The following is a 13,246-nucleotide window of genomic DNA, read 5'->3' as shown; positions in this document are numbered from 1 at the left end:
CCCGAGCATCCGCTCGACGCCCGGCAGCTCGGCCGGCCGGCCCGCGACCGTCGTACCGAACACCGCATCGGTGCGGCCTGACAGAACTCCGACCAGGACCGCCCACGCACCCTGGACCAGGGTGTTCAGCGTCAACCCGTGCCTGCGGGCGGTCGCTTGCAAGGTCCGGGTGAGTTCTTGGCCGGTGCGGGTGACGACGTGCCCGACCGGCTCGCCGCTGTCACCGTCGGCAGGCGCCACGAGCGTGGGATCGTCGGCGCCGGCGAGCAGTTCGCGCCAGGCGGAGCGGGCGGCTTCCTTGTCCTGGCGGTCCAGCCAGGACAGATAGTCCCGGTACGGCGTCACCGGCGGCAGGGCACTCGCATCGCCGCCGGCCGCGTACACCTGGGACAGCTCACCGAACAGGATGGGCAGCGACCAGCCGTCCATGACGATGTGGTGCGAGGTCACCAGCAGCCGATGACGCGAGTCGCCCAGCTTCACCAGCAACAACCGCAACGCCGGCGGAACCGCCAGCTCGAACCGGCTCGCCTGCTCCTCCTCGGCGAGCCGCTTCGCCTCCGCCTCGGCCTCCGTCTCGGACAGGCCCGAGAGGTCGGCTTCGCGCCAGGGAAGCTCCACGTCCCGGACGACCACCTGGACCGGGTTCTCCATCCCGGCAAGCTGCCGGAACCCGGTCCGCAGGCTCGCGTGCCGGTCCAGCAGCGCCTGCCACGACGCCCGAAGAACGCCGGTGTCCAACTCCCCTTCGAGGTCGAGGAACCGCTGACCCACATACGCGTCGTAGGCGTCCTCGTCGTACCGGGCGTGGAACAACAGCCCTTCCTGCAACGGCGACAGCGGCCACACATCCACCAGACCCGGGACAGCCTGCTCCAGCTCCTCCACCTCGTCCTGGCCGAGAACGACCAGCGGGAAGTCCGATGGGGTGTGCCCACCACTGCCGGACCCGGCGGCGTGGACGGCCAGACCGGTGAGCATCGCCACCCAGCCCGCGCCGATCTCGTCCAGCGCAGCGTCGTCCAGCAACCCGGCCGGGCAGGTCAGCGACACCGTCAGCTCGGGCCCGTCGGGAAGATCGCGGACCAGGCCACCGGCGTCGAGCTCATGCGACAGAACCATGTGCTCGTCGGCCGTCCCACCCATGACGGTGTCGGCGTCGGGCTGCCAGTTCCCGCGCACGGTGTCGTTGCCCGGAGCGAAGCGGCCGAGGTAGTTGAAGCCGATCCGGGCCGAGGGGAGCCCCTCGAAGGCGGCAGCCGTCTCCGGGTTCAGATACCGCAGCAAGCCGTAACCCAGCCCGTCGCCGGGGACCGCCCGCACCTGCTCCTTGACCCGCTTGAGCAGACGGCCCGCGTCGGGGGCGCCGGCACGGATCCGCTCGGGGTCCACCGGCCCGGGATCGAGCCTGACCGGATACGAGCTGGTGAACCAGCCGACCGTACGCGTCAAGTCCATGTCGTCGGAGAGCGGCACACGACCGTGCCCCTCCACGTTCACCAGCAGGCCGCCCGGGATCTCACGCCACTCGTCCAGGGCCGCGACCAGACCGGCCAGCAGCACGTCATCGATCCCTGCGTGGAAAGCAGCCGGAACCCGCGTCAGCAGCTCCGACGTCACCGTCGCCGGTAGCCGGAACTCGACCCGCCGCGTCCCACCGGCCACGGTGTCCACGGCAGGATCCAGCGCCCGCCCACCCAGCAGTGGGGCGGGGCCTTCCAACATGCGGGTCCAGACCGGCAACTCGGCCATCCGACCGGCACTCAGCGCCTCCTCGGCGAGGGCCTGCGCCCATCGCCGGAACGACGTGCCCGCCGCGTCCAGGCCGGACGTGTACGCGGTCGCGAGATCCGGTACGAGCACCCGCCACGACACACCGTCGACCACCAGATGATGTGCCACCACCAGCAACCAGCCCGGCGCGCCGGGTCCGGCGTCGAACCACACCACCCGCACCATCCGGCCGGCCAACGGATCGAGCTGCCGGGCCTCCTCTTCGACGCACGCCCGCACCGCGTCGGCCCGCCGCTCCTCGGCCAGGCCGGCCACGTCCACCTTCCGTACGCACGGCAGCCCGGAGCCCTTCGCGGGCACCACCAGAGAGTCCGGCTCGCCCTCGACCAACTCCAAGCGGGCACGGAGGACATCATGGTGATCCAGTACTTTCTGAACCGCCGCCTCCAGGCGCGACAGCTCCAGGCCTGCCGGGACCTCGATCAGCATCGTCTGGGAGAACGCGCCGGTCAGGACCGTCGGGCCGGCCCGCTCGGCCAGCTCGCGCATCAACGGGGTCAGTGGCACGGTGCCGGTCGCCCGCTCGTCCACGCGGTCCGTGGTCGTCGGCGTCGCTGCGACCCTGGCCAGCGCGGCCGGGGTCCGATGCTCGAACACCTGCCGCGCGGTGATGACCACCCCGGCCCGCCGAGCCCGCGAAACCACCAGCATCGACATGATCGAATCACCACCCAGCGCGAAGAACGAGTCCTCCGCACCGACCCACTCCAGCCCCAGCACCTCACCGAACAGCCCGCACAACACCCCCTCCACCGCACTCTCCGGACCACGACCCACCGAACCACCGAACTCCGGCGCAGGCAGCGCCCCCCGATCCAGCTTCCCGTTCACCGTGACGGGCAGGGACTCCAGTTGCACGATCGCGGCGGGCACCATGTACTCCGGCAGCCTGTCCGCCGCGTAGTCCCGGAGCAGCCCCGCGTCCACGTCGCCGTCAGCGTCGGCCGGGACGACGTAGGCGACCAGCCGCTTGGTCCCCGGCTGGTCCTCACGGACGATCACCACGACCTGACCCACGCTCTCGTGCGCGGCCAGCACCGCCGCGATCTCACCAGGTTCGATCCGGAACCCCCGGATCTTCACCTGGTCGTCAGCGCGCCCCGCATAGAGCAGCTCGCCCTCCGGCGTCCACCGCGCCAGATCACCGGTCCGGTACATCCGATCCGATCCCGGGAACGGGCAGGCCACAAACCGTTCCGATGTCAGCGCGGCCCGGCCCGCATACCCCCGGGCCAGCTGATCGCCGGCAAGATACAGCTCACCCGTCACGCCCGGCGGCAGCGGACGCAGGAACTCGTCCAGCACATACGTCTGGGTGTTCCACACCGGACGGCCGATCGGCACCACTCCCGACGGTGCGGTCACCGAGCAGTCCCAGAACGTCACATCCACGGCGACTTCGGTCGGCCCGTACAGGTTGAACAGCCCGGCACCCAGCAGCGCGTGGAACTCCTCGACCGCGTCTGCGGGCAGCGCTTCACCGCTGCAGATCACCCGGCGCAGACCGGCGCAGTCGCCCGGCCGAACCTCTTGGAGGAAGGCGTTGAGCATCGACGGTACGAAGTGCGTCACCGTCACGCCACGCCGCTCCACCACATCCACCAGATACGCCGGATCACGGTGCCCACCCGGCCGCGCCACCACCAGGCCCGCACCCACGATCAACGGCCAGAACAACTCCCACACCGACACGTCGAACCCCGTCGGCGTCTTCTGCAACACCCGGTCATCCCCCGACAGCGGGAACGTGTCCTGCATCCACAACAACCGGTTCACAATCGCCCCATGCGAGACGACCACACCCTTCGGACGCCCCGTCGACCCCGACGTATAAATCACATACGCCGGATGACCCGACCCCACCGACACATCCAGCGGGGCCCCGGAACACGACGCGACCTCCGCGACCGTCGCCTCGTCATCCCACACCACCCACGAAGACCCACCCGCCACACGCCCCGAGCACACCACCACCTCAGGCGCCGCGTCCGCCAACACATACGCGATCCGATCCACCGGATACTCCGGATCCACCGGAACGTACGAAGCCCCCGCCTTCAACACACCCCACAGCACGGCCATCAGGTCCACCGACCGCTCCATCAGCACGGCCACCCGGCTCTCCGGCCCCACCCCCCGACCCGTCAGCCAACGCGCCACCCGATTCGACCGCTCATCCAACTCCGCATACGACATCGACAACCCCGCGTCATCGATCACCGCAGGCGCACCTGGCGTCCGGGCCGCCTGGGCCACGAACAACTCCGGCAACGTGGCCGCGGGGATCGGCTCAGCGGTGTCGTTCCACTCCCCCACGACCGCGCGGCGCTCCGCGGCGTCAAGCAGCTCCAGCTGACCGAGCCGCTGCCCGGGGTTGTCCGCCACCTGCTCCAGGAGCCGTAGCAGGCGTCCCGACAGGGCCCGGACGGTCTCCTCGTCCAGCACGTCCGGCCGGTAGTCGAGCCGCAGTTGCAGCCGGTCGCCGGGGATGACGCCGAGGAACAGCGGATAGTGGGCCGCGTCCTCGCCGTTGAGACCGCCCACCGTCACACCGTCGAACCGCAGGGGTCCGTCCGGGTGCCGCGGATAGTTCTCGTACGCCAGCAGGGCGTCGAAGGTCGCGCCGGCACCGGCGATGCGCTGGATCTCGGTCAGTCCCAGGTGCTGATGGGCGATCAGCTCGGCCTGCCGCACCTGAAGGTCGGCCAGTAGATCCGCGACCGTCCATCGAGGATCGAGACGTACCCGCACCGGGACGGTGTTCATGAGCAGTCCCAGCATCTGCTCGACGCCCGGCAGCTCGGCCGGGCGACCGGCGACCGTCGCGCCGAACACCACATCGGTCCGGCCCGCGAGCATCCCGACCAGTACCCCCCAGACGCCCTGGATCACCGTGTTCAGCGTGAACCCGTTCGCCTGCGCCATCTCGCGGAGCGCCTCGGTCAGCTCCGGGCCGGCCGAAGACATGATCGTCCGGGGTGACATCGGTTCCCCGCCCCGGTCGACCGGTCCGACGAGGGTGGGCTCGGACGTCCCCGCCAGAGCCGCCCGCCATGCCTCCCGCGCGACGTCCTTGTCCTGACGGCCCAGCCATGCCAGATAGTCCCGGTACGGCGTGACCGGCGGCAGACCGCCGGCGTCGCCCCCGGCCGCGTAGATCTCCGACAACTCGCCGAACAGGACCGGCAAGGACCAGCCGTCCAGAACGATGTGATGCAATGTCACGAAGAGTCGGTGGCGCGCTCCGTCCAGCTTCACCAGCAGCAACCGGAGCATCGGCGGAACCGCCAGATCGAACCGGGACTGTTCCTCCTTCGCCAGCCGGAGGACCTCGGTCTCGGCGTCCTCCTCGGACTGACCGAACTGACCGGACAGGTCCACCTCCCGCCAGGGCAGCACCACCTCGGGGACGACCACCTGTACGGGGCTCTCCATCCCGGCCGGCTGCCGGAAGCCGGTCCGCAGGCTCGCGTGCCGGTCCAGCAGCGCCTGCCACGACGCCCGCAGAACGTCGGTGTCCAGACGGCCTTCCAGGTCGACGAAGGTCTGCTCGACGTAGACGTCGCGTATCTGCTCGTCGTACCGGGCGTGGAACAGCAGGCCCTCCTGCAAGGGCGACAACGGCCATACGTCGACGAGGCCGGGGACGTCCGCCTCCAACTCCTCGACGTCGCCCTGCCCGAGAGCGGCCAGGGGGAAGTCGGACGGAGTGTGACCGCCGCTTCCCGGCTCGGACGCGTGGGCAGCCAGCCCGGTGAGCATCGCCGCCCAACCGGACGCGAGTTCCCGCAGCGCCTCCTCCTCGAACAGGCCGACCGGGCAGACCAGGGAAACGGTCAGCTCGGGCCCGTCCGGCAGATCGGCCACCAGGCCACCGGCTTCCAGCGCGTGGGACGCCGCCATGCGGGGGTCCGTGCTCGCCGCGAGGCCCGTACCGCCGACGGGCCGCCAGCTGCCCCCGGTGGTGTCGTCGGTGTGTGTGAACCGGCCGAGATAGTTGAAGCCGATCTGTGCGGAGGGCAGCCCCTCGAAGGCCGGAGCGGTCTCCGGGTTGAGATGACGCAACATCCCGTACCCGAGCCCGTCACCCGGGACGGCCCGGACCTGCTCTTTGACCCGCTTGAGCAGGCGACCCGCCTCCGGACCACCGGCCCGTACCTGTGCGTGGTCCGCGCTTCCCGCGTCCAGTCGTACCGGGTAGGAGCTGGTGAACCAGCCGACCGTGCCGGTCAGATCCATGTCGTCGGAGAGCGGCACGCGGCCGTGCCCCTCCACGTCCACCAGCAGTCCGCCGGGGGCGGTGCGGCCCCGGGCACGCCGCCACTCCTCCACGGCAGCGACCAGACCGGCCAGCAGCACGTCGTCGATGCCGGAGTGGAAAGCGGCGGGCACCCGCGTCAGCAGTGCCGACGTCACGGACACCGGTAGTTGGAACTCGACCTTCCGCATCCCGCCGCCCTGGGTGTCGACGGCCGGGTCGAGGGCACGGTCGGCGATCGGCGCGGCGGGCCCGTCCAGCAATCGGGTCCAGCCTGGCAGTTCCGCCACTCTTCCGGCAGTCACCGCCTGTTCGGCCAGGACCCGGGCCCACCGCTGGAACGACGTCCCCGCCGCCGGCTCACCGCTATCCACTGCCGAGTACGCGGCGGCCAGATCCGGCACGAGCGTCCGCCACGACACGACGTCGACCACCAGGTGATGGGCGACCAGCAGCAACCGCCCCGGGACTTCCGGTCCGGCGTCGAACCACACCACCCGCACCATCACCCCGGCCCGCGGATCGAGATGTCCCACCGCGCGCTCCGCCTCGGCCGTCACGTCGTCCGCCTCGGCGCGCACCACACAGTCCGCGGCCGTCAACCCGGTGCCCGGCTCCGGGATCACCAGCCGGCCCGCGCCCTCGGCGTATTCCAGCCGCGAGCGCAGAAGAGCGTGCCGGTCGAGCAGCGAGCCCACCGCCGCGGTCAGCCGTCCCAGGTCCAGCCCGGCCGGGACCTCGATCAGCATCGACTGGGAGAAGGTCCCGGTCAGCGCCACCGAGCCGGCCCGTCCGGCCAGTTCGAGCATCGCCGGGGTCAGGGGCACCGGCCCGACACTGGTCGTCCGGAGCTCCGCCGGTTCCGCGGTGACCGTCCCGGCCACCCGCGCCAGCCCCGCCGGGGACTTGTGCTCGAACACCTGCCGGGCCGTGATCACCACCCCGGCGCGTCGGGCCCGGGCCACGACCAGCATCGACATGATCGAGTCACCGCCCAGCGCGAAGAACGAGTCCTCCGCGCCCACCCACTCCAGCCCCAGCACCTCACCGAACAGCGCGCACAGGACCGCCTCCACCGGCGTCGCCGGGCCCCGCCCCTCGCCGCCGCCGAACTCAGGGGCAGGCAGCGCGGCCCGGTCGAGCTTGCCGTTCACCGTCACCGGCAGGGACTCCAGCGCCATGACCGCCGCAGGCACCATATAGTCCGGCACCTTGCCCGCCACGTACTCCCGCAGCAGCTCCCCGTCCACATCCCCGGTAGCCGCGACGACATACGCGACCAACCGCTTGGCCCCCGGCTGATCCTCACGCACCACCACCGCGACCTGACCCACACTCTCGTGCGCGGCCAACACCGCCTCGACCTCACCCGGCTCAATCCGGAACCCCCGGATCTTCACCTGATCATCCGCCCGGCCCGCGAACAGCAACTGACCGTCCTTCGACCAACGCGCCAGATCACCCGTCCGATACATCCGGCCCCCGAACGGGCAGGCCACGAAACGCTCCGCCGTCAGCCCCGCCCGACCGTCATAACCCCGCGCAAGCCCCGATCCCGCGACATACAACTCACCGATCACACCCGGCGCCACCGGACGCAGGAAGGCGTCGAGTACGTACGCCCGGCTGTTGTCCATCGGGTACCCGATCGGGACGCCGTCAGGGACGGAGTCCGCAGCCGTGTAGGCGATTTGGGTCGTGAACGCCGTCGCCTCGGTAGGCCCGTACGTCGACCTGACGGTCAGCCCAGGATGTGCCTGCAGCAGCGCCCGGATCGCCGACGCGGACACCACGTCGCCGCCGGTCGACACCTCCCGTACGCCGCCGAAGATCTGCGGGGCCTCCTCGGCCAACACGCCGAACAGCCCTGCCGTCGCATGCACGTTGGTGACCCCGTGCGAGGCGATCACGCGGCCGCGCTCGGCCGCGTCCACTTCGCCCGGCGGCACGACGACCAGCCTGCCGCCTCGCACCAGCGGCACCCAGATCTCGTACGTCGAGGCGTCGAAGGCGTGGTTGGCCTGCAACAGCACCCGCTCGGCAAGGCCGCCGTCCCAACTGCGGTCCAGGATGAAGCTCACGACGTTCCGGTGGGTCACCGCGACGCCCTTGGGCACACCCGTCGACCCGGACGTGTACATCACGTACGCGAGGGCCGCCGGGGAGAGGGGCACGTCGGGGTCGGTCGGGGGCGTTCCGTCCGCCAGGACGTCGGCCACGGGGACAGCGCCGAGCTCGTCCATGGTCCGGTTGGCAAGCACCAGCGACACAGCGGCCTCGGCCACCATCGACCGCAGCCGCTCCGCCGGATGCCCCGCGTCCAACGGCACATAGGCCGCGCCCGCCTTCAGGACGCCCAGCAGGACGGCGATCAGCTCGGCCGACCGGTCCATCACCACGCCGACCCGGCTCTCGGGCCCGACCCCCTGGCCGGTCAGCCAGTGCGCGATCCGGTTGGCTCGCTCGTTCAGTTCGGCGTACGTCCAGGAGAGGGCGTCGCCGGTCACCGCGACGGCGTCCGGGGTCCGCGCCGCCTGGGCCTGGAAGAGCTCGGGCAGCGTCAGGGCCGGGATCGGCCGGCGGGTGTCGTTCCACTCGTCGACCACCCGCCGCTGCTCGGCGTCGTCGAGGAGGTCGAGCCGGCCGAGCCTCACCTGCGGGTCGGCCGCCACCTGCTCCAGCACCCGTACGAGCCGGCCTGCGACTGCCCGGGCCGTCGGCTCATCGAACAGATCGGTCGGGTAGGAGAGGTCTCCTTCAATGCCGTCCGGGGCGCCCTGCCCGTCGCGGCGCTCGATGAGGGTCACGGACAGGTCGAACCGAGCGGGCAGCGACTCGGCCTCCTGCGCCCGTACGGTCAGGCCGGGCAACTCCCAAGCGGGGGCCGGCAGGTTCTGCAGAAGCAGCATGACCTGGAAGAGCGGGTGCCGGGCGAGGGACCGGGCCGGGTTGAGGTCCTCCACCAGCCTCTCGAACGGCAGATCCTGGTGGGCGTAGGCCGACAGGTCGGTCTCCCGGACCCGGGCCAGCAGTTCCGCGAACGTCGGGTCGCCGCCGACGTCGGTCCGCAGGACCAGGGTGTTCACGAAGAACCCCGCGAGATCCTCCAGGGCGGAGTCGCCGCGTCCCGCGATCGTCGTGCCGATCGGAATGTCGGTGCCCGCGCCGAGCCGGGCCAGCAGCATCCCCAGCGCCGCCTGGACCACCATGAAGAGGGTCGCCGAGCCCCGCCGGGCGGCGTCCGCGAGCGCGGCGTGGGTGGCCGCGTCCACCCGGACCGGAACCGACCCTCCCTTGAACGACGGCACCGCGGGCCGGACCCGGTCCAGCGGAAGCGTCAGCTCCTCGGGCAGTTCCGCCAACGCCGCCCGCCAGTGGCCGAGCTGGGCGCTGATGACGCTGTCCGGATCGTCCGGGGCGCCGAGCATGTCGTGCTGCCAGAGCGCGTAGTCGGCGTACTGGACCGGCAGCGCCGACCACCCGGCGGGGGCACCGCGCCGACGTGCTGCGTAGGCGGCCCGCAGGTCACGGGCGAGGACGCCCATCGACCAGCCGTCCACCGCGATGTGATGCGCCACCAGCACCAGCGCGCACTCCGTGTCCGACAGAACCAGCAACTCGGTCCGCCACGGCAGGTCATGCGCCAGGTCGAAGCGCCGGCCGGCCGCCTTGGCGAGCGCGGCGGGCACCTCGTGCTCGGCGAGCTCGCGCAGGTGCAGCTTCGGACGGCCTTCTGAGCCGTGCAGGATGTGCTGCCGGGGAACCCCTCCCGTCTCCGGGTAGACGGTGCGCAGTGTCTCGTGCCGGTCCGCGACGTCGGCAAGGGCGGCCTCCAGCGCGATCACGTCGACTTCCCCGGACATCCGCAGGACCAGCGGCACGTTGTAGGCCGCGCCCGCTCCGGCCTCCTCCAGGCTGTTCAGGAACCACATCCGCTGCTGGCCGAACGACAGCGGGAGGGGGTCGGGACGTTCCCGTACGACCACCCCGCCCCGGGCCACGCCCTGGTCGTCCGCCACCAGCCGCGCGACTCCCGCCGCCGAGGGGGCGCCGAAGAGCTGCCGGATGGTGATCTCGGCGCCGAGGGCCTTCCGGATCGACGCGATCAGCCGCATCGCGAGCAGCGAGTCGCCGCCCAGCTCGAAGAACGAGTCCTCCGCGCCCACGCGTTCCAGGTCCAGGAGTTCACCGAACAGCCCGCACAGCACCTCTTCCAGCGGCGTCGCCGGCCCCCGGCCCACCGCATCGCCCAGGGCCGGTGCCGGCAGTGCGGCCCGGTCCAGCTTCCCGTTCACCGTCACCGGCAGGGACTCCAACACCACGACGGCGGAAGGCACCATGTACTCCGGCAGCGCCCTCGCGGCGTACTCGCGCAACGCGCTGCCGTCCACGTCGCGGTCGGCCGGGACGACGTAGGCGACCAGCCGCTTGACCCCGGGCTGGTCCTCCCGGGCGATCACCGCGACCTGGCCGACGCTCTCGTACCCGGCGAGCACCACCTCGATCTCACCCAGCTCGATCCGGAACCCCCGGATCTTCACCTGGTCGTCGACCCGGCCGACGAACCTCAGCTCGCCCTCCGGCGACCAGCGCGCCAGGTCACCGGTCCGGTACATCCGCTCCCCGGAATCCGAGAAGGGGCAGGCGACGAACCGCTCCGACGTCAGTCCCGGGCGCCGGACGTAGCCGCGTGCCAGCCCGGCCCCTGCGGCGTACAGATCGCCGACCACTCCCGGGGGGACCGGCCGCAGAAACTCGTCCAGCACGTACACCCGGGTGTTGGTGACCGGACCGCCCAGCGACACCGCGTCCGGCACCGTGGCCGGAGCCGCCCACGAGGTGACCACGACGGTGGCCTCCGTCGGCCCGTACTCGTTGTGGAACGAACGCCCCGGGGCCCAGCGCCGGACCAGCTCGGACCCGTATTCCTCGCCGCCGAGCACGACGTGCTCGATGTTCCCCAGCACTGTCGCCGCCCGCTCGTCGTCGCCGATCAGCGACTCCAGAACGCTCGGAGTGAACGTCACGGCGTTGACGGCCAGCTTCTCCAGCTCCGCCAGGGCGTCGCCATCACGCCGGGCGACGCACAGCGTCGCGCCCCCCGCCAACGCGGGGAAGATCTCCGCGACGGACACGTCGAAGGACACCGAGGCGAACTGCAGGACCCGATCGCCCGGGCCCCAGGCATAGTTCGCCACGCGCCACGACACGAAGTTGGTCAGACCCCGGTGGGTGACCGCGACACCCTTCGGCGTCCCGGTCGACCCGGAGGTGTAGATCACGTACGCCGAATGAGCCGGACGCAGCGGCACGACCCGGTCGGCGTCGCTCGGGGCGTTCGTCCGGCGGGTCGCGATCTCCGCCACGGTCGACGAGTCGTCCCAGACCAGTCTGGGGAATCCCGTGGCGGCCTCCGCCGTCCGGCTGGTGCACACCACCAGCGCCGGGCTGGTGTCGGCCAGCATGAAGGCGATCCGATCAGCGGGATAGCCGGGGTCGATCGGCACATAGGCCGCACCGGACTTCAGCACGCCCAGCAGGACCGCGACCAGATCGGCCGACCGTTCCATCAGTACGCCGACCCGGTCCTCCGGCCCCACGCCCCGGCCGATCAACCAGTGCGCCACCCGGTTCGCCCGCGCCTCCAGCTCCGCGTACGTCAGCGCGACGTCACCGCCGACCACCGCGACGGCGTCCGGGGCCCGTACCACCTGGGCCTCGAACAGCTCGGGCAGCGTCAGAGCCGGAATCTCCCGGGCGGTGTCGTTCCACTCGACCAGGGCCCGGGACCGCTCGCCCTCGACCAGTACGTCGAGGTCGCTGAGCCGGACCGCCGGATCGGCCGCGACCTGCTCCAGAACCCGTACCAGCCGCTCGGCCAGGGCCCGGGCCGTCGGCTCGTCGAACAGATCGAGGGCGTACCGGAGGTCGCCGACAATTCCGGCGGGGGAATCCTGGCCGTCGCGATGCTCGGTGAGGCTGACCGACAGGTCGAGGCGCGCGGGGATCGCCTCATCGGGCAGTTCCCGGTCGTCCAGGGCCTGCACGGTCAGGCCCGGCAGCTCCCAGTCGGCGGCCGGAGCATTCTGCAGAACCAGCATGATCTGGAACAGCGGATGGCGGGCCAGGGAGCGGGCCGGATTGAGTTCCTCCACCAGTCGCTCGAACGGCAGATCCTGATGTGCGTAAGCCGCCAGGTCGGTCTCCCGGACCCGGGCCAGCAACTCCGCGAACGTCGGGTCACCACCGGCGTCCGTCCGCAGCACCAGCGTGTTCACGAAGAACCCGGCCAGGTCCTCCACCGCGCTGTCGGCGCGGCCGGCGACCGCCGTGCCGACCGGGATGTCGGCTCCCGCGCCGAGCCGGGCCAGCAGCATCGCCAGTGCCGCCTGCACGACCATGAACATGGTCGCCGAGCCCTGACGCGCCACCTCTGCCAAGCCCGCGTGCGCCTCCGCACGGAGACCGACCGGAACCGATCCGCCCTGGAACGAAGCGACCGCAGGGCGCTTCCGGTCCGCCGGAAGAGTCAGCTGGTCCGGCAGTCCCGCCAACGCATCGCGCCAATAGGCGAGTTGGGTGTTGATCAGGCTGTCCGCGTCCCCGTCATCGCCGAGGACCTCGCGCTGCCAGAGCGCGTAGTCGGCGTACTGCACGGGCAGCGGCGACCACACCGGAACCGAACCCGCGCTGCGGGCCCCGTAAGCGACCCGCAGGTCCCGGGCCAGCACGCCCATCGACCAGCCGTCCACCGCGATGTGATGCGCGACCAGCATCAGCACGTGTTCCGTGTCGGACAGGACCAGCAGCTCGGTCCGCCACGGCAGCTCACACGCCACATCGAAACCCCTGGACGCGGCCTCGGCCAGAGCGCCGGCCAGTCCGGCCGGGGCGACCGCCTGGACATGGAGGGGCGGCGGACCGTCGACGATCTCCTGCCGCGGGCTGCCCTCCGTGGCGGGGAAGACGGTACGCAGGGCCTCGTGCCGGTCGGCGACATCACCGAGAGCCGCCTCCAGCGCCGCGACATCCAGCCTCCCCGAGAGCCGCAGCGCCAAAGGCACGTTGTACGCCGCCTCCGCCCCGGCCTCGCCGAGCTGGTTGAGGAACCACATCCTCTGCTGGCCGAATGACAGCGGCAACACCTCAGGCCGCTCCCGCACCACCACACCGGCCCGGACCACACCCCGCCCG

The 13,246-nt window shown here is 71.5% G+C and carries 1 protein-coding gene (cut by a window edge); it reads right to left on the bottom strand.

Annotation, left to right across the window (positions count from 1 at the left end; translation table 11 throughout):
• Nucleotides 1–13,197 carry the 5' portion of an amino acid adenylation domain-containing protein gene (locus ACFXJ5_RS35110; RefSeq protein ID WP_384640474.1) on the bottom strand. It extends 3,825 nt beyond the left edge of the window, so the window shows 13,197 of its 17,022 coding nt (coding positions 1–13,197); the start codon lies at nucleotides 13,195–13,197; its stop codon lies off the left edge, out of view.
• Between the last annotated feature and the right edge of the window lie 49 nt (nucleotides 13,198–13,246).

This window comes from Streptomyces sp. NPDC059373 (assembly GCF_042751495.1).
GTDB lineage: Bacteria > Actinomycetota > Actinomycetes > Streptomycetales > Streptomycetaceae > Actinacidiphila.
Note: the sequence above shows the minus strand (reverse complement) of the source record. Positions and strands in the feature narration are given on the sequence as shown.